Annotated in this window: 16 protein-coding genes and 1 pseudogene; 12 read left to right on the forward strand and 5 right to left on the reverse strand. The window is 57.5% G+C overall.

Translation table 11 applies throughout. From position 1 onward, the window contains the following. Nucleotides 1-370 precede the first annotated feature (370 nt). The 3 genes from L6963_RS03195 (at nucleotide 371) to L6963_RS03205 (ending at nucleotide 4515) form a co-directional block, all read left to right on the forward strand. A complete protein-coding gene (locus L6963_RS03195) occupies nucleotides 371-1450 on the forward strand; it encodes a Fic family protein (RefSeq protein ID WP_237206956.1) in 1080 nt (359 codons plus the stop codon). Further along, complete coding sequence (locus L6963_RS03200; RefSeq protein ID WP_237206957.1) at nucleotides 1451-3076, forward strand: McrB family protein; 1626 nt, start codon at nucleotides 1451-1453, stop codon at nucleotides 3074-3076. Between the two features lie 200 nt (nucleotides 3077-3276). Then, nucleotides 3277-4515, forward strand: a complete 1239-nt coding sequence (locus L6963_RS03205) for an McrC family protein (protein WP_237206958.1) — start codon at nucleotides 3277-3279, stop codon at nucleotides 4513-4515. Here L6963_RS03205 and L6963_RS03210 read toward each other — a convergent pair. From L6963_RS03210 to L6963_RS03225, 4 genes and pseudogenes are all read right to left on the reverse strand, one after another. Next, nucleotides 4499-5335 (reverse strand): GNAT family N-acetyltransferase, encoded by an 837-nt coding sequence (locus L6963_RS03210; protein WP_237206959.1) that lies wholly within the window; start codon nucleotides 5333-5335, stop codon nucleotides 4499-4501. The two genes, L6963_RS03205 and L6963_RS03210, sit on opposite strands and share 17 nt — an antisense overlap. A gap of 17 nt (nucleotides 5336-5352) precedes the next feature. After that, nucleotides 5353-5562, reverse strand: a pseudogene (locus L6963_RS03215) (sodium:solute symporter); the annotation flags it as partial. A 203-nt stretch (nucleotides 5563-5765) separates the two neighbouring features. Then, a complete protein-coding gene (locus L6963_RS03220) occupies nucleotides 5766-7175 on the reverse strand; it encodes an MFS transporter (protein ID WP_237206960.1) in 1410 nt (469 codons plus the stop codon). Between the two features lie 27 nt (nucleotides 7176-7202). Continuing rightward, nucleotides 7203-10268, reverse strand: a complete 3066-nt coding sequence (locus L6963_RS03225; protein ID WP_237206961.1) for a glycoside hydrolase family 2 TIM barrel-domain containing protein — start codon at nucleotides 10266-10268, stop codon at nucleotides 7203-7205. Between the two features lie 246 nt (nucleotides 10269-10514). Here L6963_RS03225 and L6963_RS03230 point away from each other — a divergent pair, with 246 nt between their 5' ends. From L6963_RS03230 to L6963_RS03270, 9 genes are all read left to right on the forward strand, one after another. Then, nucleotides 10515-11285: a DeoR/GlpR family DNA-binding transcription regulator gene (locus L6963_RS03230; RefSeq protein ID WP_237186317.1), complete on the forward strand. Its 771-nt coding sequence runs from the start codon at nucleotides 10515-10517 to the stop codon at nucleotides 11283-11285. Further along, on the forward strand, nucleotides 11282-12406 hold the full coding sequence (gene galT, locus L6963_RS03235) for a galactose-1-phosphate uridylyltransferase (protein WP_237206962.1): 1125 nt from the start codon (nucleotides 11282-11284) through the stop codon (nucleotides 12404-12406). Before L6963_RS03230 ends, galT begins: the two co-directional genes overlap by 4 nt. A gap of 12 nt (nucleotides 12407-12418) precedes the next feature. Then, nucleotides 12419-13753: a galactokinase gene (gene galK, locus L6963_RS03240; RefSeq protein ID WP_237206963.1), complete on the forward strand. Its 1335-nt coding sequence runs from the start codon at nucleotides 12419-12421 to the stop codon at nucleotides 13751-13753. A gap of 7 nt (nucleotides 13754-13760) precedes the next feature. Continuing rightward, the gene (locus L6963_RS03245) at nucleotides 13761-14693 is read left to right on the forward strand and encodes an aldose 1-epimerase family protein (RefSeq protein ID WP_237206964.1); all 933 of its coding nucleotides are present in this window, start codon (nucleotides 13761-13763) and stop codon (nucleotides 14691-14693) included. 389 nt (nucleotides 14694-15082) lie between these two features. Then, nucleotides 15083-16102, forward strand: coding sequence for an agmatinase (gene speB / locus L6963_RS03250; protein ID WP_237186479.1), 1020 nt, complete (start codon nucleotides 15083-15085; stop codon nucleotides 16100-16102). Nucleotides 16103-16104: 2 nt separating this feature from the next. Next, entirely contained in the window at nucleotides 16105-17376 is a 1272-nt protein-coding gene (locus L6963_RS03255) for a PLP-dependent aminotransferase family protein (protein WP_237206965.1), read from the forward strand. Nucleotides 17377-17569: 193 nt separating this feature from the next. Further along, on the forward strand, nucleotides 17570-18298 hold the full coding sequence (locus tag L6963_RS03260; RefSeq protein ID WP_237206966.1) for a glycerophosphodiester phosphodiesterase family protein: 729 nt from the start codon (nucleotides 17570-17572) through the stop codon (nucleotides 18296-18298). Nucleotides 18299-18415: 117 nt separating this feature from the next. Next, complete coding sequence (locus tag L6963_RS03265) at nucleotides 18416-18790, forward strand: hypothetical protein (RefSeq protein WP_237206967.1); 375 nt, start codon at nucleotides 18416-18418, stop codon at nucleotides 18788-18790. Between the two features lie 110 nt (nucleotides 18791-18900). Continuing rightward, nucleotides 18901-20394, forward strand: coding sequence for a DUF1846 domain-containing protein (locus L6963_RS03270; protein WP_237206968.1), 1494 nt, complete (start codon nucleotides 18901-18903; stop codon nucleotides 20392-20394). Nucleotides 20395-20494: 100 nt separating this feature from the next. On the opposite strand, the gene L6963_RS03275 is transcribed toward L6963_RS03270, so the two are convergent. Further along, nucleotides 20495-20896 carry a cupin domain-containing protein gene (locus tag L6963_RS03275; protein ID WP_237196641.1) on the reverse strand — a complete coding sequence of 134 codons (402 nt, stop codon included), beginning with the start codon at nucleotides 20894-20896 and terminating at the stop codon, nucleotides 20495-20497. Nucleotides 20897-21047 lie beyond the last annotated feature (151 nt).

Consider the following 21047-nt stretch of genomic DNA (forward strand, 5'->3'; position numbering starts at 1 on the left):
TAGTTGTGCGCCGAAGTACCAGTTCGTCGCCGAAGTACCGGCACCCAGCTAGTACAACAGCGACGAACTAGTACCTCACGGCTACGCGGGTATGGGGGCAGAATCCAGCCAGACGCCGCCGTCCCCCCGATGCTGAATAGGCCTTCTGTGGGACTACCTGACTCTCGATGATTGCCACCGAACTAAAGTCTGAGCTCTCTAAGGTTGCTTTAGTAAGGAGAAACGGTTGAAGGTGCAGCATCTCTGGTTTGGTTGTGGTGACGTGTTAAAAGATTTAACATGTGACCTGGATCTGTAAAAAAATCGCGAAATTTTTGACATATCAGCGGTTTTCAGGGCTTATAGGTCAAAAAATCGGTAGATTTTGTACATGACCTGGTCTGCTGACGAACCCTACAACGACCTTCCACCGCTACCTCCGGCGAACTATGTGGAAACTACCCGCGTACTCAAGTCGGTCATTGAAGCACGCGCGGCTATCGCCGGGCTGAATGAGGCCCTGGTATCCCTGCCCAACCCGGGTATCTTCCTGCACTCTTTGGCCCTGCTGGAAGCCCAGGCAAGCTCCGAGATTGAGAACATTGTAACTACCACCGATGAGCTCTTCAGAGCCGCCACTGTATCTGCAGATGCTAGTGGGGCTACCCGTGAAGCTCTGCGCTATCAGAAAGCTCTCTTTGCTGGCCTGGATGCTATGAGGGAGCGCCACGGTCTTATCACTGCTAACACCGCCCAGGATATTTGTAGCACCATCCGAGATGTTGACACCAGGGTGCGACATAGTGAGGGCGTGTATATCGGCAACCCGGCTACTCGCCATCGTATTTATACCCCACCGCAGGGAGCTGATGTGATTGCGCAGAAGCTGGCGAACTGGGAAGGGTTTGTGAACTCTACTGGTGACTTTGATCCGCTGGTGAAGGTGGCACTAGCTCACTACCAGTTTGAGGCGATTCATCCCTTTGATGATGGGAACGGGCGCACTGGCCGTATTCTCAACGTGCTGATGCTGGTTTCTGCTGGGCTTTTGAGTGAGCCTGTTCTTTATATTTCTCAGAGCATTATTGCTCGCAAGAATGACTACTACCGCCTTCTGAATGCTGTAACCGCTGAGGGTGCTTGGGAGGAGTGGACGCTGTACATAGTTGAGGCTATGCGGGAAACTGCGGTGCAGACCCTTAAGAAGATTAAGCAGATTCAGGTGCTCCAGGAGCAGGTGAAGGAGCTTGCTGGTTCCCAGATACCTCTGGGTGTAGTGGATGTTCTTTTTGAACAGCCCTACTGCCGTATTAAGGACGTGGTGGAGCGCTGTGCGGTGACCCGGCAGACCTCAACCAAGTACCTGGGGGAGCTTGTCTCAGCCGGGGTGCTGCGAGAAGAAAAAGCTGGCAGAGAAAAGCTCTTTGTGAATGAGGGGCTAATGGAAATTTTGAAGAGTAAGGAATATTAAATGGCGCCCGAACCAATTTTTTCTGATGAAAAGATTATGGATGGAGATAGCATTGGCCTGCGTGAATTTGTTGACAAGGCTTCCAAGATAATTTTAAAAAGAGATTTAAATATTGATAAAAAAGAAAGTCAATATTTAGTTTCTGCGGGAACACATTTCCGTTTGAAATTCCCCGATGGTAATGAATTTCCTAAAAACGGGGAATTTTCTGCTGTTCCTAATATTGCGCGTAATCTACAACAGCATTTCGGACTGGAAAAAGTTAAGGACTTTTCGGAGGACGATAATCTTGTAGGGCGGAGGGAAAAGTATACTTTAGATACCGGATATCCCGCTGGCGTTATGGGGTGGGTAAGCTTGTCGAGTGCTGCGCAAGACTTTGCTCGATTTATAGAATTTCTTGAAGAAGAAGGATATTTAAGTTCTGATGACGTCGATAAGGCAAAAGTTTATGCCAAAGCTACGGGGCACCACCCTTTAGTCAAGTCGCAAGGAGAAGCTTCCAATATGAATGGAGAAAAATTTTCTGGGCTGAACCGTGAAGGTGTCGACCAAGATACTCTTAGTGCCCTGGGAAAGAATACTAATGTAATCGTGGAAGGTGTTGCTGGTTCCGGTAAGTCTCATCTTCTAGGGTCACTGCGTAGGGCTTTCTATAAGCAAGAAGAATCTAAAATTACCTACTGGGTAGCCCCGGAGGAAAATAAAAAAGATACAGATGATGAAAGAAATCGCAAAGCACAGCAGTTAGAAGTTAAAAAATCTGAAGGCTTTTCCCTGCTTTACGGTGAAAACGGTAATCAGATTGAGGTTGTCGTCTTCCACCCCTCCACCTCCTATGAAGAGTTCGTTTCTGGCATCCGCCCTAACTTCAGTAAGCAAGAAGGCGAGAGCGACTTCGTGACCCAAGAGGGCATCTTCGTGCAGATGTGTAACCGGGCGGCCCAAGACCCCGACAACACCTACCTGCTTTTCATCGATGAAATCAACCGCGCTAATACATCTCGAGTCTTTGGCGACCTCATGCTGGTACTGGAAAAGAGCAAGCGCCAAGAGTTCAAAGACCTTCCACAAGAAGGTAGGAGCGGCGCCCTCTTCGAAGCCACCTATCAGAACATGCCGGGGGATTACGTCCGCCTACAAACCCCCATCTTCAAGAACGGCAAAGAGTACAACAAACTAGCTGTACCTGAGAATCTGCACGTTCTGGGCACCATGAACACTACCGACCGCTCCGTCGGCACCATCGACCTGGCCCTGCGCCGCCGCTTCCACTGGGTCACCCACCACCCCTTCACCGCAGAAGAGCTGCAAGCGGCAATGGAAGAAAACGGTGAAGACTACCCAGAAGAAATTGCCTCCTGGTACGAAAACACCAATACCATCCTGCTTAACAAGGTTGGCCCCGATGCCCGCCTGGGTCACGCCTACTTTTTCGGCAAGGACGGTGATGAAGAAGCCATCGCTGAAGCCCTGCTGAACCAGCTCAAAGAAGTCGCCTTCACCTTCAACATCAGCCAGACCATACTCGATGACATCGGCCCTGTACACGGTCAAAAAATTATCACACGGGGATCTGGTCTGGGTGCCCGCCCCGACATCGTTGAAGAAACCTACCAGGGCTAGCCGTGGATACCCTAGGCGAACAAGCAAAACCCCCACTCCGCTACTTTCAAGCCAGCAAACTGGGTAACGGGGTGGGGCTCACCGTGCTTCAGCGCGACGCCCCAGAAGGGGAGATCTGTAGAACTCTCACCATCCATGTTCTTCCCAAACTGTGGAGCGTTAGAGATAGCCACGGTAAGGCCTTCACCCTACCCACAGGTATGAGCGCAGAAACCTTTCACACCTTCGTCTACGAAATGGAAGTGCTCGCCCTAGATGAGAGCTGGGCCTCCCATTTCTCAAGGGTTGCCCCGGCAGGCTCGAACGAAAATTCAGCAGACGAAGACGAGGAAGGTAAAACCGACCCGCTCTGGTCAGAAACCAGCGCCCGCTCGATGACTGAACCGCTCGACGTCCTTGATCTAGGGCATGCTAATGCCCTCTGGTATCTAATCCACACGCATAATATGAGCCCCGCTCCACTTGCTGACCGGGTTGACCTTCCACCATCAGGTGCCTCTATCTTGCCGGATGTTCCCGAACTGAAAATCCAGTTCTACCGGCAATTTCTGAGGCAGGCTGAAGAGGCTGTTAGACAGCGCAAACCTGTCTTTCTGCAAACCCAGGGCGAACTGAACTTTGTGCGCGGACGTATGGTGCCTAAGGGATTGATTAAGCGCAAAATCTACCACCGTGTGCCTGTGCTCTGCGAGTTCGATTCACTCACTGCCGATAACCATATCTGGCAGGTTATTCGTGCCGCGGTGCAGGTAGTCGGGCAGGTAGAAGATTCGTACCTACAGACCCAATCTGTAGAGATTGATGCCCACCTGCGCGATGTAGGAATCAAAACTTCAGCAGCACTTCTGGGCGAGAGGCTAAGTTCTACAGAGCTTTCCCGCATCGGCTCTAACCTCAGAGACGCCTACCTCTTGGCCCGCGCGATTCTCGCCAAGCAACTGGGTGTAGGCATTGAAGAGCCAACCTATGCAGGTGGCGTCATTGCTAACCTCAAGATAGTTTCCAGTGACCTCTGGGAGAGCATCGTCGCCCGCCACTTTAGAGCCGAGGCTGAAGCGGGCGCTGATGCAGAGGTAGAAGAACAGGCTGAGCTTCACCTTTACTACAAGGCAGACGGCTCACCCGCAGCTACCGCTAAAAGGCCCGATCTGGTGGTCAAGCGCGACGGAAAAACCACCGTTTATGACGCCAAGTACAAGTTCCGCCAACAGCACATTGGTGACGCTTCTATGAGCGACCAGTATCAGCTTGCCACCTACGCCTACCGCCTGGCCGCTGACGCCTTCCTGGTCTACCCCCACAAACCCGGGCAAGATTCACTGCACAGTGAGTTCCATTTACCTCAACCCGGTAGCACTACCAGCGGAAAACTTGACGCTGCGGCACTAGCCTACCGCGTCGGCGTCCTTTCCCTCCCCTTCCCTAGCCCGGAATCTTAACCAGCCGGTACCAGCGTCCGCCTGCTCCGGTTTTGGCCCAGGCAGGGAAGAGATGAGGGTCTGAGATATGCCCATCGGCCTCGACCGTGCTGTGCCCCGTTTTTGCTAGTTGTGTGAGGGAGCGTCGCAGGCAGGCCTCTAAGAGCAGTTCCCCCTGATTAGGAGCTGGGGTGGTTGTCTCTCCGCAGAGTTCAGGCTGGTCACCGGGGAAAACCGCTATGACCGCGTGCACCTGCCCGGCGGCGTCCACCGCGATTGATGAGTAGTCGTTGTAGGCTTCGGCGGCATGACGGGCCAGCACCGGCCGGTGGTCGCCCGATACGGGGTGCCAGCTGGCATGCGTCCACTCGTAAAAATCGATGTAGGCCTGCTCAAATTCTGGGTAGCTCACGCTGCGCGCAGAGCGGGCGGACGCATGCTCCCGCAGGTTCTGCGCTGATGAAGTGGGCACGGCGGCGGGCGGAACCATCTGAATAGTCTGGGCACCCAGCGAGTCGGCTAAGTGCAGGGTCGGTTCGCCCAGGTAGTCACGCATGAAGAAGGGTAGGGGAGCGGACGCCTGCGCCCGCGCCTGCCGGTAGAGGGCAGTACCTATGCCCTGACGCCGCAGATGGGGCACCACCGCAAGCTGGAGCTCGTAGCGGGTGTGGTGGGCGCGGGCCGTCCACCAGGCAACAATCCCCACCAGCTGTCCTTCACTATGCGCCAGTAGGCAGCGGGTGTGGTCATCGCGCGTGAAATCCTCAAAATACACGGCTTGCGCCCAGTCGGGTAGTTGCTCCCGGTGGTTGGCCGGGGCGCTGGAGACGGTCAGCTGCATACTAGCTATTCAGCCGCTCCTGCCAGGCCATAGGTGTAGCCCAGGCCCACACCGCCCACGGTTGAGGCCCCGCCCAGCACTACCGCGCTCATGGTGCCGGTATAAAGGAGCGGGCCCAGGCGTCGCCCGGCAACACGGAAGTCTTCGGTACTGTTGGCGCGGCGCTTGCCGAGGTACCCGAAGAAAACGAGGGCACCGAGGTAAAGCAGGATAATGGCGAGGTTCATGGGTCGCCTTTCGTGGTGATACGGCTTTAAGGTCGTGATGTAGCATACGCGATGGTTGTCACATATAGAAATTGTTGGTGAGCCTAGGAAGGCGTTTGTAGATTCCCCGCTGACCTCGATACGAGGAATACCTAATAACCGCATAAAAGTGTTGCACGCCAGGGGAATGGCGTGCAACGCTTTTGGGGTTCAGCAGAATACTTTTACCTGTCGAGCACCGTGTAATTGATAGGTGCGTTTTCCCTTAGTTCCTTGTTGGCTTTCTCCACCTTAAGCTGGGTGAGCAGGAGAAGAATGATGAGGTTGACCGCTGCCGGGATCCATAGGTACATGATGTAGAGCATCTGTAGTGCAGATTCTGATTGCTCCGGTGCGTTAGCGACGTAGCCGCTGAAAGCGAGTAGCCAGCCAGCGAGCGCAGTGCCTACACCGCCACCGATCTTGACGCCCAGTGAGGTTGCGGAGAACATGGTGCCATCTACCCTCTTCTTTTTGGAGAGGAAGGTGTATTCCGAGGCTTCAGCGATGAGTGCGTTGATGGTGCCCTGGAGGGGGCTCATTCCGATGGAGGCAATACCGGAGAAGACCAGCATCAGGGGGATATTGCCCATGTAGGCTGCCACGATTACAAGAACGCGGGCAACGAACGCGATGATGTAGCCGATGACGTTGATTTTGTACATGCCTTGGAATTTTTTCACCACGATGGGGGTGAAGAGCAGGCCAATGATGAGGGGGACGTTGATAGCCCAGGCGAAGGGGCCGAGGAGCTTGGCATCCCCCAGGATATAGGTCATGAAGTAGATGCCCATGCTCAGTGTAGTGTTGAAAATCTGGTTGAGCAGGAAGACTGCAAGAATCAGGAGATAGAACTTGTTGCTTCCGAGCAGGCCGAGGGATTCTTTGAAGCTGTACTTCTCGGGAACAGGGTTGTTCTTCTCGTGAATGATGGGGATAGCCTGGGTTTCTTCTTCAAGGACTGATTTGGGGAGCTCCTTGACGGAGAAGACGGAGAGGGTATTGACGGCGAGGCCGATGAGGGCGTAGATGATGGCGATGGTGCGCCAGCCTTCTGCGCCGCCGCCGAACATTTCGACGCCTTGAACAGTGATGCTTTGAATGAGGAGGCTGGTGCCGAACGCAAACATGAAGCGGGTTGAACCCATCTGTACGCGCTCGTTACCGTTCTTGGTGATGAGGGAGGTGAGTGCGGAGTAGGCAATGTTGTTGGCGGTGTAGAACACGCCGTTGAGGAGGGTGTAGGCGATGAAGAACCAGGCGTACTGGGCGAAATCACCGAGTGATGGCGGAATCGCGAAGATGGCGATAATCATTACGGCGCAGCCGACGTAGCCCCAAAGCATCCAGGGGCGTGCTTTACCCATACGGGTGTTGGTTTTGTCGATCATTGCCCCAAAGAAGAGGTCGGAAATGCCGTCAAAAATCTTGGAGGCAAGAATGAGGGTGCCGATAATTCCTGGGTTGAGTCCTACCGTGTCGGTAAGGTAAATCATCACGAATGATGCGAGGAAGGCGTAGACCACGTTGCCGGCAACATCGCCGGAACCGTAACCTACTACGTTGTACCATTTCAGGTATTTTGTTTCTTTCATTGTGTTACCTTTTGCCTGTTTCTCGCGCTATAGGGTGGGGGCGAGAGTGAAACCGAAGTTGATGTTTTGTGCGTTGAGTTTGTACTCGTCTAAGACTTCGGGGCCGCAGCTGTTGGACCCGATTCCGTTGTGGGCGTAGTCGAGGCAGAGGACTGTTGAGTCGGCTTCGACCAGCTCGAAATTATGGTTTTTGTTCGTCAGCTCTTCCTGCGTGTAGTGGGAGGCGCTGAACGAGAAGGGGTGTTCGGAGGCTATAGAGAGATGATGGTGGGGGCTTGATAGGTGGACGTAGTCGCAGTCGAATCGGCTACCGTTTTCCTGCGGCATGATGTAGTCCTCGTGGAGATCTTCGACGGAAGATTGGAAGGTGCCGTGGTAGCTTGCTTCGTGTTTGTCGCTGTAGCTTTCATGGGGACCCATGCCGAAGTACTCAACATCGGCAAAAGACTTGTCGAGGAAGAGGCGAACTCCGAAGCGGGGGAGATCGGGGAATTCTGGGGCGCGTTCGATGTTGAATCGAGCGGTGATTTTTCCGTCGTTTGTGATGTTCCAGAGGACGGTGCCGGTGAAGATGGGTTGCACTGTGGGGGCTACCATGCTCAGGGTGCAGGAGATGGTGACACCGTTTTCGGTGTGCGTGTATTCGCTGGTGTAGACCCTTGAGTAGGCCTGGTGGTAGTGCGCTTCTGCCCATTTGAGTTTGATGTACATGTCATTATCTGTGGGTGCCCGCCAGATATTGATGTTCATGGGCTGGGTGAGGAGGTTGTGGTCTTTGGTGGAGAGCTGGTCGAATACACCGGTTCGTCGGTTGAAGGTGTAGGTGAATCCATCGCCTTGGACGGTGTAGTGCTTACCTGTTTCGGTTACAGCGAGGTTCTGTGCGTTGTTGGTGGTGCCCAGAATATCTAGTGCCTTGGCATGGGTGGGGTTGATGGTGTGGACGGGTACTTCGTCGCGGCCGAGGAAGAGGCCTGTGGGAAGTAGTGGGAGGTCCTTCTTGAGAATGTATTCGATGTGGAGGTAGCAGCGTCCGCTGGTGAGCGAAGGTGCCTCAAGGTTAATGGTGGTTTCTTGGTGGGGGAGGAATGCCTGCTCAAAGTGGTAGGTGCCTGATGCTACTTCTACGCCGTCCTGGCTGAAGGTGTATTTCAGTTCTATGGCTTCTTGTGCGTCGGTGAAGTCAAGGTAGTTCTTGAGGGTGAGGGAGCCGGATACGGTGTCGAAGGAGACGACTCTGAGGGGGCGGTAGACGTTGCGGTATTCGAGGAGACCAACGTGGGGAGTGCGGTCGGGGTAGACAAGGCCGTCCATGCAGAAGTTTCCGTCGTGTACTTCTTCGCCGTGGTCGCCGCCGTAGAGGTATTTGGGTGTGCCATTTTCGGTGGTACCAGCGTAGATGGCGTGGTCGCACCATTCCCAAACGAAGCCGCCGCACATTGCCTGGTTCTGGTCGATGACCTGGAAGTAGTCTTCGAGGTTGCCGGGGCCGTTGCCCATAGCGTGGGCGTACTCGACGAGGAGGAAGGGCTTATTGGGGTTGCTGTTGAGGTACTGTTCGATGTCCTCGAAGGGCGGGTACATGCGGCTGTAGAGGTCGATGTTGGAGTAGTCGTAGCGGCGCTTTTTGTCGTCGTAGTAGGCGCTTTCGTACTGGGTGATTCGGGTGGTGTCGTAGGACTTGACCCAGGCGAGGGACTCTTCGAGGGTAACGCCGTAGCCGCATTCGTTACCTGCTGACCAGGAGACAATGCTGGGGCGGTTCTTTTCGCGGAGCACGCAGAGCTGGACACGGTCGAGTGTTGCTTCAGTCCATTCTGGGTTGTCTGAGATGCGTTCGTTCCAGTGATTTACCTGGTTGTCGAAGGAGCCATCTTCGAGGTACTGGACCTGGGTGCCGTGGCTTTCGTTGTCGGCCTCGCTCATGACGAGGAACCCGTACTCATCGCACATTTGGTAGAAGTAGGGGGAGTTGGGGTAGTGGCTGCTACGGATAGCGTTGAAGTTGTGCTGTTTGATGAGCCCGAGGTCGCGTTTGATGTGGTTGTAGTCCACGGTTGGGCCGGTGACGGGGTCGGAGTCGTGGCGGTTTACGCCGCGGAAGGTGATGGGCTTGCCGTTGAGCAGAATGACATTGTGTTCAATGCGAATGGTGCGGACGCCCACGCGTTCGGTGATGACCTCGTCCTGGGTTTTTAGGTGGAGGGTGTAGAGGTAGGGGTTTTCTGGGTTCCAGGTGTGGGCGTTAGGGATATGAAGGGTTGCTGAGTGAGTGAAGTTGGGGTTGGCAGCACTGGGTGTGAGCGTGGAGCTCGCTACCTCTTCGCCTTCAGCGTTGGTGAGGGTGAGCGTGGTGTGTGTTTCTTGGCTGAGGAAGCGTGCCGCGATGTTGAGGGTCGCGTCGCTGGTTTTTTCGTTGAGGTTGGTGGTGATGAAGTAGTCGTAGAGGGCGTGGCGGGGGCGGCTGAGGATGTAGACGTCTCGGAAGATGCCACTCATGCGGAATTTGTCCTGGTCTTCGAGGTAGGAGCCATCGCACCACTTGTAGACGAGTACGGTGAGGCGGTTTGAGCCGTTGGTGAGGTATTCGGTGATGTCGAATTCGCTGCTTGCGTGGGATACCTGGCTGTAGCCGATGTAGCTTCCGTTGACCCAGAGGTAGAAGCATGAATCAACGCCTTCAAAGGTGAGGTGGGCGAGCGGGGCCTGCTGATCCTGGGTGTACTGGAAGTCTAGAGTGTAAAGACCGCAGGGGTTTTCGTGGGGTACGAAGGGTGGGTCAAGAGGGAAGGGGTATTTGAAGTTGGTGTACTGGTGGGTGTCGAAGCCCTGGGTTTGCCAGGCGCCCGGGACGATGATGGGGGACGCGTCGGTGTGGGCGTATGTGGCAGTGTAGAAGTCCTGTGGTAGTTCGGAATCGTCGTTGAAGTAGGTGAACTGCCAGGTTCCATTGAGGTTGAGGAAGCGGTCGGAGGACTCACGATTGTTCACCAGCGGGCCCATGTCATGGGAGGCAGGGACGTAGTAGGCCCGGGGGGCGAGGACGTTCTCGTGGAGAACGTTGAGGCTCTCGTGGTGCTTGGTGGGGTACATGCTCTCTTGTCCTTCCTGATGGAATTGGCTGAACCTCGGGTCCTGTTGCTATCGAGAGGGCTGAGGTTCAAGCCCTACGGTGTTCATATTAGTTCAAGATTGTTGCTTTTTGTAGATATCTGAACAAAAAATCGTTCCTTTTTGTTCAAAAGACTCATTTTGAGCATGTTTTAGCTCTGGAAATGCTTGTTTTTGTTTGATATTGTTCAGTTTAGAAGAAGTCGTTACAACCGGAATGAGGTTTAAGTGCTGGCTCAACAACGCCACAACGCAATCGTTGCAAAAGTACAGGAAAAAGGCACTGTTCAGGTCCAAGATCTGGCTGGCCTGCTGAATGTATCTGCGATGACGATTCGCCGTGACCTGGCAGAACTAGAAGAACAGGGGTTACTGAGCAGGGTTCACGGAGGTGCAACCATCTCTGAATCTACCCATGAGCCAATCTTTGCTGAGAAGACCACGCTCAACGCAGAGTCGAAAGCAAAAATTGCAAAGGCCGCAGCCCAGCTAGTCCGCAGCGGCCAGTCAATTGCAATCGGCGGAGGGTCAACCAGCGCACGCCTTGCCCAAGAAATAGCTGCCCGCACAGAGCTCGAGAACCTCACCATCGTCACTAACTCCCTCCCCGTCTCTGACTTCTTCCACGGGTTAGCTGATACAAAGAACAAGCCCAAAGTGCTCCTTATCGGCGGTGAGCGCACACCCTCTGACGCCTTCGTTGGACCGCTTGCGGACGCAACCCTGGCAAACCTCAACATCGATGTTCTGTTTCTGGGTGCTCACGGGGTGACTCTGAAAGGCATGTACACCCCCAACATGAACGAGACCAGTACTAACAGAACTTTTATCGCAAACGCCCACGACACCGTGGCTGTTTTCGACTCCAGTAAATGGAATGTGGCTGGGCTATCCCGGTTTGCCTCCTGGGCAGACATCAACACCGTCGTCACCGACGAACTCACCCAGGAACGACACAACTTCCTATCCGACAACGTAGCTAAGGTGATTACCGCATGACCAACGTAAAAGTTACTAAAGGAACCCTCGCAGACGGGCGAGAAATCATCTTCTTCGATGACTCTGAACCCTACGTCTCAGGCCGGAAAACCCGAACCATCCGCGATACCCGCCCCCTGGAACCTCGCACTCTGCCTCCCCACGAAGCTGCCTGCGTGCGTACCGACCCTCTGACCGGCGAATCAATTGCTATCGCCGCTCACCGCAACAACCGAACCTTCCTGCCGCCTGCTGATGAGGACCCCCTGGCACCTGCTGGCGTAGGAACCGTACCCGGTGAAATCCCGGAAGAATCCTACGACGTTGTTGTCTTTGAAAACCGTTTCCCTTCACTGCAAGGGCCGCTAGAGACCCTCCGAGACGAGCCCCTTTTCAAGGAGACCACACCAGGTGGCCGTTGCGAGGTTATCAGCTTCACCTCAGACCAGTACGGTTCTTTTGGCTCCCTCAGCTATGAACGGGCACGCACCGTTGTAGAAGCTTGGACCCACCGCACCAAGGAGCTCTCAGCCCTCGACGGAGTCGTACAGGTCTTTCTTTTCGAAAACCGTGGAGAAGAAATTGGTGTAACCCTGCCCCACCCCCACGGTCAGATCTACGCCTACCCCTACATGCCGTCCTATACAGCTTCTGTTGCACGGCGAGCAGACGCATGGGCATCAGAAACCGGTGGAGACCTCCTGGGAGATGTTCTCGCTGCGGAACTTGCAGCAGAAGAACGAATCATTAGGAAAACCGACTCCTTTGTGGCGTATGTACCGTATGCCGCCAAGTGGCCTGTAGAACTTATGGTCATGCCCAAACGCCCGGTTCGTGACTTCACAGAACTTACCGAAGCAGAAAAAGACGAACTCACCGAGCTGTACCTAGACCTGTTGCATCGACTCGACAAATTCTTCGAAGGGGTAGACAAACTCCCCTACATCTCAGCCTGGCACCAGGCCCCCGTCATCGGTGGAAAAAACGTCTCACGCATGTACCTCCACGTTTTCTCCCTCCTGCGTGCCCCCGGAAAGATGAAATACCTGGCTGGCTCAGAATCCGCTATGGCCGCGTGGGTATCTGACACCACACCCGAGCGTATCGCCGCCCGATTCAAAGAACTTGCTTCTGACGTATAAAGGAAACACACCATGCCTGCTATCTGGAAGAACACCGTACCTGCACAGACACTCCGCAAGAACGTCGAAGACCGCTTCTATACTTCCTTTGGGGAAGCCCCTTACGGAGTGTACTCAGCCCCTGGGCGCGTCAACCTTCTGGGTGAACACATCGACTACTGCGGTGGCACCGTCCTTCCCTTTGCCCTCCCCCAACGCACCTTCGTAGCAATGACCCCCCGCCAAGACGGAAAAATTACGGCAGTCACCGCTCAGGGTGATGCCGGTTCAACCGCCCCTGATAACAATACTGAAACCGTTCAGTTTGCTGAGGTGGGCACCCAGCCCCTCTCCGGCTGGCTCTCCTACGTTGCAGGTGTTCCCTGGGCTATGCAACAGCAAAAGCAAGGCGATTTTGCTGGTTTCTCGCCGGAAGGGTTCGGCGCCAACATCGCCATCGACTCTTCCGTCCCCCTGGGTGCAGGACTCTCATCATCAGCTGCCCTAGAGTGCGCTGTAGCTCTCGGCGTTGACGACCTGCTAACCGCCCAACAGCCCACTAGAGAACTTCTCGCCAGCACCGACCAGGGACGTGCCGCACTGGCCTCAGCCTGTATCCAAGCAGAAAACGACATCGCAGGGGCCTCAACAGGTGGCATGGACCAGTCAATTTCCCTCCGTGCAGAAGAAGGCTCCGTCCTCGCCATCGACTGCCGCGACTTCTCCACCCGCCCTCTTACCATCGATGTCGCCTCAGCCAACCTCTCCGTACTCGTGATAGACACCCGTGCCTACCACAACCTCTCCGACGGGCAATACGCCGCCCGACGGGCAGCAACCGAGGTTGCCCGCGAAGCCCTGGGCGTGAACTACCTCCGAGACGCTTTCCAGGGAACCCCCACCCTCAAAGAAGCCCAAGAACTCATCGAACAGTGGGATAACAACGTAGACTCTTACAACCTGCCCGACGGAACAGACCGGGCAGTAATCCGTGATGCCCTACGCCATGTCTGGACCGAAATTGCCCGCGTTGAAGAATGTATCGCCCTCTTCGACAGCGTAAACTCACCAGCCGATGACGTATGGGAAAAGCTCGGTGAACTCCTCAACGCCTCCCACGACTCCCTCCGTGACCAGTACCGAGTCTCATGCCCCGAACTAGACACCGCAGTGAACGCCGCCCGCGAAGCAGGAGCACTAGGAGCCCGCATGACAGGAGGTGGCTTCGGTGGCTCTGCTATTGCACTGGTTCCTACTGAAAACCTGACGAACCTCGCTGAAGCAGTTGCAGAAGCATTCGACCGTGAAGGCTTCAACCCCCCAGAGTTCTTGGTAGCCACCCCCTCCCGATCCGCGGAGAAGGAGTAAGACCCCCATGTCCACCTCCACCCAGAACCAGCCACAGGGAGCCGCAGTCACCCTCAAACACTCCGGCTACCAAGCAATAATTACCGAAGTCGGTGCCAACCTCTCATCGCTCACTTCCCCCAAAGGGCGCCAGCTCGTACTCCCCGCCCCACCACACAAAATACGAGAAGCCGCTCGAGGCGCCCTCCTCGCCCCCTGGCCCAACCGCATAGCAGAAGGCCGATACACCTGGAAGGGCGCTGAGTACCAGCTGCCCATCAATGAACCCACCCTTAGAAATGCAATCCACGGACTCGCTGACTGGACCCGCTGGGAACTCAACCAAGCAATTAACACCCCCGACTCTTCATCAGTCACTGCCAATCTCCACCTAGTACCCCAACCCGGCTACCCCTTCCCCCTCAAACTCACCGCAACCTACACCCTCACCGCCCAAGGGCTCACCATAACCTTCACCGCACTCAATACTGGAGAAACAACAGCCCCCTACGCCCTCGGCGCACACCCCTACCTCATGGCAGGCACAGAACAGGAAACCCCCGGCGCAGTCGACTCATGGAACCTCACTGCTCCTGTCTCTACCTACCTCAAGGTCAACGAATCCATGATTCCCACCCAGGAATTCCCCCTCACCGAAGACCTCAATCTCGCAGATACACTCCCCCTCAAGGGCATAAATCTCGACCACGCCTTTGGAGGAATCCAAAAAACTGCTGGAGAAGCACACATCGTCCTCACCGCTCCCAACGGTGAAGCCACCCGACTAACAATCGGAGACGGTATCGAATGGTTGCAGTTCTATACAGACGGAACTCAGCGGCGAGCCCTTGCTGCTGAACCCATGACAGCCCCCGCAAACGCCTTCAACAGCGGTACAGACCTCATTGAACTAGAACCACACCAAAGCCACACCAGCTGGTGGCGAATCCAAGAAGACTAGGGGCAAACCGGCTGCATATAAAAGTGTGGGACTTTGCGTCATAGTGCCCTCATATTTTTTATGCCCGCCCTGCTGCAAATTTATGCACCCCCGTCCCCGCCCTGGGCGGTAAGGACGCTTGCCCCCGCCCGGGTGCCCTCGGCGGCTTGGCATAGCTTTGCTAGCACCTGAATAAGTATCGGTAGCGCAGGCCTGCCAGCTGGAGAACCTGCCCCGCCGCTGCCCCGCAGGCGGGTTATAGTGGTAGCGATTCTAGTGCGCCCGGCCACACTAACCCCGGGCCCAGCCCGCACCCAACCTGCCCCGCGCACTAAGCCAGCTACCCGCGTCCTAACCCTCTTGGAGAACCCGTGACTCAAGCCTTCTTCTCAGCTGACCCCAACCGCGTCATCGCCACCGGAGCCGACGGCGTCGAACGCGTCGGCCCCGTCAACGCCGCCGAAGTACCCCGCTGGGCCGGCCTTGCCACCTTCGCCCGCCTGCCCCGCCTGGATCAGGTCGAGAAAGCCGACATCGTCGTGGCCGGTATGCCCTGGGACTCCGGCGTCTCCTACCGCCCCGGCGCCCGCTTCGGCTCCAACCACGTGCGCGAATCCTCCCGCCTGCTGCGCCCCTTCAACCCGGCTGCCAACATCTCCCCCTTCAAGGAAGCCCAGGTGGCCGACGCCGGTGACATCATCGGCAACCCCTTCAACATCGAAGAAGCCCTCGCCATGTTTGAGGCAGGAGCCCACGAACTGACCAAGGACGGCGCCCGCCTGGTCACCATCGGCGGCGACCACACCATAGCGCTCGCCAACCTGCGCAACCTGGCCAAGAAGCACGGCAAAATCGCCCTACTACATTTCGACGCCCACCTGGACACCTGGGACACCTACTTCGGCGCCGAATACACCCACGGCACCCCCTTCCGCCGCGCCTTCGAAGAAGACCTGCTCGACACCGACGCCCTCTGCCACGTGGGCACCCGCGGCCCCCTCTACGGCACCGAAGACCTCGAGGATGACGCCCGCTTCGGCTTTGGCATCGTCACCAGCGCGGACGTCTACTACCTGGGTGTGCAGAAGGTCGTTGAGCTGCTGCGGGAGCGCATTGGTGATAAGCCGCTCTACGTCTCCATCGACATCGACGTGCTCGACCCCGCCCACGCACCCGGCACCGGCACCCCCGAAGCGGGCGGCATTACCTCCCGCGAACTGCTGGAAATCCTGCGCGGCCTGCGCGGGCTCAACCTGGTGGGCTCCGAGGTTGTTGAAGTGTCCCCGGCCTACGACCACGCCGAACTGACCGGCATCGCCGCCGCCCACACCGTCTACGAACTCATCTCTCTGCACGCCGCCGGGGTAGGTGCTGAGCCGACCTCACCGGCGTCCGGCGTCGCTGATATTACCTACGGTGGCAAGGAGTAACCATGAGCAAGATTGCAGCCCTACTGGCCGAAGCCAACCCTGCCGAAGCCCGCATTATGCGCCACTTCGCTGACCGCGCCGCCGGGTTCCGCCCGTCCGCTGTGCGCGACGTCTTTGAGGTGGCCATGCGCCCCGGCATTATCTCCCTTGCAGGCGGTAACCCCGACCTAGACCTGCTACCCCTCGATACCCTCGGGGCTATGAGCGCCCGCATTATCGAAGAAGAGGGCCTGGAAGTCCTGCAGTACGGCTCAGGTGCCGGCCTTGAAGCCCTGGCCGAGCTGGTGTGCGACTTCATGGAATCGGAAGGTGCCCGCCCGGCGGTCGATGACATTCAGATGACCGCGGGCTCCCAGATGGGTCTGGACCTGGCCACCAAGCTCTTCGTCAACCCCGGCGACGTAATCCTGGCAGAGGGCCCCACCTACACCGGCGCCCTGGGCGTCTTTGAGGGCTACCAGGCGGACGTCCGCCAGGTACCCTTGGACGCGGACGGCCTCGACCCCGCCGCCGTCGCTCGGGCTATTGAGGCGATTCGGGCTGAGGGTAAGCAGGTCAAGTTCCTCTACACCATCCCTAACTTCCAGAACCCCACCGGCATTTCCCTGTCGGACGAGCGCCGCGCCGAGCTGGTGCGCGTCTGCCGTGAAGCCGACGTGCTGATCGTTGAGGATAACCCCTACGGCCAGCTATCCTTCACCGGGGAACGCCGCCGCTCCCTCTACTCGCTTGATCCCGAGAACGTGCTCTATCTGGGCTCCTTCTCGAAGGTTTTCTCGCCCGGCGTGCGCGTGGGCTGGATGGTTGCGCCCTTCCGCGTGCGTAAGTTCCTGCAGATTGCGGGCGAGGCCGTAACCATCTGCCCGTCGGTGCTCTCGCAGCGCCTGGTGCTGGGCTTCATGAGCGAGGGCCTATGGGAGACCCACACTCGCGCCACCGCCGCCCTCTACGAGGCCCGCTGCAAGGCCGTGCTGGACGCCTGCGAAAATTACATGCCCGAGGGAACCACCTGGACGGTGCCCGAGGGCGGCTTCTTCACCTGGCTGACCCTGCCCGCCGGCGGCAAGTACGAGGACGCGACGGACGCCCTCGCCCCCGCCATCGAGGCCGGTGTGGTCTTTATTCCCGGCTCGGCTTTCTACGAGCCGGTAGTCGGTGAGGACGGGGTCGCCCGCAACCCCGGCGCCAACCAGCTCCGCATCGCCTTCTCGGCGATTGAGCCGGACGCCCTGACCGAGGGTGTGAAGAGACTTGCTGAGGTGCTGAAGGGCTAGAGTTCTTTGCCGAATGCGACTTCTTTTCCCGAGCGGGCGATGTTTGAACACCCGCTCGGGAAAAGAGGTCGCATTCGTCTGTGCAGGGTTCTTGGGCTGTGTGCAGAGTTTTCCCTGCACACAGCCCAAGAACCCTGCACAGATGCCTATGGCGGGGCACCTTTCGTTAACCTCCCTGCCCCATACTGGTGCCATGCGTATTTTTGCTCACCGAGGGGCGTCCGGAACCCGCCCTGAAAACACCCTTGCCGCCTTTACCGCCGCCGCTGACTCCGGCGCGACCTGGGTCGAAACCGACGTTGATATCGCCGCCTGCGGCACGCCCGTCCTGCTGCACGACACCGATCTCGACCGCACCACCAACCTCACCGGCCCCCTCTACGACTACACCGCTGAGCAGCTTTCCGGGGCGGACGCCGGCGCCTGGTTTTCGCCCGACACGGCGGGGGAGGTGGTACCCACTCTGGCCCAGCTGATTGAGCTGGCCAATGGGCGCGGGCTCAACCTCAACATCGAACTGAAATCCAATGAGCAGGGGGCGGAACGTTCCCGCCTGCTAGTTGACCGGGTCATTGAAGAGCTGACCCGCCTGCAACCGGAGCGGGAGGTAATTATCTCCTCCTTCAACCACCTGCTCCTGGCCGAGTTCAAACGCTGCGCCCCGCAGTATGCGGTGGGGGCCCTCTTCGTCACCGAGATGTTCCAGCCTGACTGGCGCTCCGTTCTAGAACTCATCGACGCCAGCGCCGCCCACCTGGAAGACCGGGGCCTGACCCGCGCGGCCGTCCGCGCCCTGCGTGAAGCCGGGTACGAGGTCAACGTCTGGACGGTCAACAGCCCCGCCCGCGCCAATGAACTCAAAAACTGGGGTGCCACCGGCGTCTTTACCGACTATCCCGAGCGGTTGCGGCACCTAGAGTAATCAGTAATCTATACCCCCTTGATTTTTCAATCAAGGGGGTATAGATTTTAAAAATGACCAAGCGATAGAAGCTTATTAAAATACTGCCGCCTGAGGCTCATGACTGGAGGTAGAAAAATGCAAGAAATTAAAGCAACAGCCCGTAAGGACGGACGCTGGTGGCTGGTTGATATCCCTAGCCTCGACAGCGCAGGCCAAGCTGCCAAACTTGATGATGTTGAGCGCGCTGCCCAGGAAGTGATTGAGCTGGTGACCGAGCAGAAGCCCGGTAGCTACAGGTTGCTCATTGACTACATCATGCCCGCAGATATCAGGGTTGTCTGGGAAGGCTCGAAAGAGCGCGACCGTAAAGCTCGTGAGGAGCAAGCTATTGCGGCTCGGCTGGCTCGGCAGACTGTGCAGGGGCTTCTTGACCGCGGGTATAACCAAAAAGAAACGGCGAAGCTGCTCGGTCTATCGAATCAGAGAGTCAACCAGTTGACCCATAGCTAGAGAAAGCGTGCAGTAAATTCCACCGGGGTGCTATACGTGCCCGCCCTCACCGCCGCCACGCGGCCGGGGCGCGAGCGTCCGCACCCTTGGGCTTGATAGGCTTGAATTCCATGGTGAACAAAATTGGCTTTGACCGTGAGAAGTACATCGAGATGCAGTCTCGACACATCCAGGAGCGCCGCGAAGAAATCGGCGGCAAGCTCTACCTCGAAATGGGTGGCAAACTCTTTGACGACATGCACGCCTCCCGTGTGCTGCCCGGCTTCACACCCGACAACAAGATCGCGATGCTGGAGCAAATCCGCGACGAGGTAGAGATCCTCATCTGCCTCAACGCCAAGGACCTGCAGCGCAACAAAATCCGCGCTGACCTGGGCATTACCTACGAGGACGACGTGCTCCGCCTGGTCGATGTCTTCCGTGAGCGCGGCTTCCTGGTCGAGCACGTGGTGCTCACCCAGATGGAGGACGACAACGCCAAGGCCGTTGCCTTCAAGCAGCGCCTGGAGCGCCTGGGCCTGAAGGTTTCGCGTCACCGCGTCATTCCCGGTTACCCCACCAACACCGACCTGATCGTGAGCGAGGACGGCCTGGGCCGCAACGAGTTCGCTGAAACCACCCGTAACCTGGTGGTTGTTACCGCTCCCGGCCCCGGTTCCGGCAAGCTGGCAACCGCCCTGTCGCAGGTCTACCACGAGAACAAGCGCGGCGTGAAGGCCGGCTACGCCAAGTTCGAAACCTTCCCCATCTGGAACCTACCCCTGGAGCACCCCGTCAACCTGGCCTACGAGGCTGCCACCGTTGACCTTGATGACGCCAACGTCATTGACCATTTCCACCTGACCGCCTACGGTGAGTCCACCGTCAACTACAACCGCGACGTTGAGGCCTTCCCGCTGCTCAAGGTGTTGCTGCAGAAGATGACCGGCACTACCCCCTACCAGTCGCCCACCGACATGGGCGTGAACATGGCTGGTAACTGCATCACCGATGATGCTGCCTGCCGCTATGCCTCTGAGCAGGAGATTATCCGCCGCTACTTCAAGGCCCTAGTGGACGAGGCCCGCGGCGGCCTGGATTCCACCCAGTCGGACCGCGCTGCCGTGGTTATGGCCAAGGCTGGTATCAGGGAAACCGACCGCCCGGTCGTTACCCCCGCCCGCCTGCGCGAAGAAACCACCGGTGCCCCCGGTGCGGCAATCGAGCTGGCAGATGGAACCATCATCACCGGTAAGACCACCGACCTGCTCGGCTGCTCGGCTGTTGCCCTGCTCAACGCACTCAAGCACCTGGCAGGCCTGGACGACAACAAGCACCTGCTGTCCAACGAGGCCCTGGAACCCATCCAGCGCCTGAAGACCCTGCACCTGGGTAGCCAGAACCCCCGCCTGCACACCGACGAGGTACTGATTGCCCTCTCAACCTCGGCAGCCCACGATGAGGACGCCCGCGCCGCCCTTGAGCAGATTAAGAACCTGCGTGGCGCTGACGTGCACACCACCACCATTTTGGGTTCGGTGGACGAGGGGATCTTCCGCTCCCTGGGCATGCTGGTCACCTCTGACCCCAAGTTCCAGAAGAAGGCCCTCTACCAGAAGCGCTAGGCTGCCCCGGTAGGGCTTTGAGTAAGGACGCCGCCACCCGCTTTTCCTGCCTGAGGGCAGGGGAGCAGGTGGCGGCGTCCTTGTTGAAGGTGTATCGGGTCTAGCCGGTGTAGGTGGCGTCGTCGACGGGGGCGCCCCAGTTGACGAATTCGCCGTCCTCGTTGAAGGGGGTGACGGCGATGTGGGTCATGGGCCCGTCGCTGGTGGCCCCGTGCCAGTGGTTGACGCCGGGTTCGAAGAAGAAGGCTTCACCGGGCTTGAGGGTTTGGGGTTCCTGGCCTTCGAGCTGGTAGACGCAGATGCCTGAGGTCACCACGATGAGCTGGCCAACGTCGTGGGTGTGCCAGTTGGTGCGGGCTTCAGTCTCGAAAGTGACGGCAAGCGACTGGAGCTGGCTGCTGGGTGCCAGCGGGTGCATATATACTTGGCCGGTGAAAGAACCGGCAGGGGCGGGCTTGCCCTGCGGGAAGAGCTGATCTGAGGGAACGGACGAAGCGGTCATAGGGGCCTCCTGAGGGTTTTGGTGAAGCAGGCTCGCAGCGAAGCTGCTGGCATGATGAAGTGCCCGGGTGCGAGCGCGCGAGCACACAAGAGGGCACGGAATCCGCCGTAAGGCGGGGCATGAGGGTCAGGCTTGCGCCTATTACGCCCGC

The organism is Rothia nasimurium (assembly GCF_928392795.1).
GTDB classification, from domain to species: domain Bacteria; phylum Actinomycetota; class Actinomycetes; order Actinomycetales; family Micrococcaceae; genus Rothia; species Rothia nasimurium_F.

What these genes read in the sequence shown, in the direction of transcription:
- galT (WP_237206962.1), top strand. Translation starts at nt 11,282, where the DNA reads ATGACCAACGTAAAAGTTACTAAAGGAACCCTCGCAGACGGGCGAGAA.
- L6963_RS03205 (WP_237206958.1), top strand. Translation starts at nt 3,277, where the DNA reads ATGAGCGCAGAAACCTTTCACACCTTCGTCTACGAAATGGAAGTGCTC.
- L6963_RS03195 (WP_237206956.1), top strand. Translation starts at nt 371, where the DNA reads ATGACCTGGTCTGCTGACGAACCCTACAACGACCTTCCACCGCTACCT.
- L6963_RS03220 (WP_237206960.1), bottom strand. Translation starts at nt 7,175, where the DNA reads ATGAAAGAAACAAAATACCTGAAATGGTACAACGTAGTAGGTTACGGT.
- L6963_RS03225 (WP_237206961.1), bottom strand. Translation starts at nt 10,268, where the DNA reads ATGTACCCCACCAAGCACCACGAGAGCCTCAACGTTCTCCACGAGAAC.
- L6963_RS03200 (WP_237206957.1), top strand. Translation starts at nt 1,451, where the DNA reads ATGGCGCCCGAACCAATTTTTTCTGATGAAAAGATTATGGATGGAGAT.
- L6963_RS03210 (WP_237206959.1), bottom strand. Translation starts at nt 5,335, where the DNA reads ATGCAGCTGACCGTCTCCAGCGCCCCGGCCAACCACCGGGAGCAACTA.
- L6963_RS03260 (WP_237206966.1), top strand. Translation starts at nt 17,570, where the DNA reads ATGCGTATTTTTGCTCACCGAGGGGCGTCCGGAACCCGCCCTGAAAAC.
- L6963_RS03270 (WP_237206968.1), top strand. Translation starts at nt 18,901, where the DNA reads ATGGTGAACAAAATTGGCTTTGACCGTGAGAAGTACATCGAGATGCAG.
- L6963_RS03265 (WP_237206967.1), top strand. Translation starts at nt 18,416, where the DNA reads ATGCAAGAAATTAAAGCAACAGCCCGTAAGGACGGACGCTGGTGGCTG.
- galK (WP_237206963.1), top strand. Translation starts at nt 12,419, where the DNA reads ATGCCTGCTATCTGGAAGAACACCGTACCTGCACAGACACTCCGCAAG.
- L6963_RS03245 (WP_237206964.1), top strand. Translation starts at nt 13,761, where the DNA reads ATGTCCACCTCCACCCAGAACCAGCCACAGGGAGCCGCAGTCACCCTC.
- L6963_RS03255 (WP_237206965.1), top strand. Translation starts at nt 16,105, where the DNA reads ATGAGCAAGATTGCAGCCCTACTGGCCGAAGCCAACCCTGCCGAAGCC.
- L6963_RS03275 (WP_237196641.1), bottom strand. Translation starts at nt 20,896, where the DNA reads ATGACCGCTTCGTCCGTTCCCTCAGATCAGCTCTTCCCGCAGGGCAAG.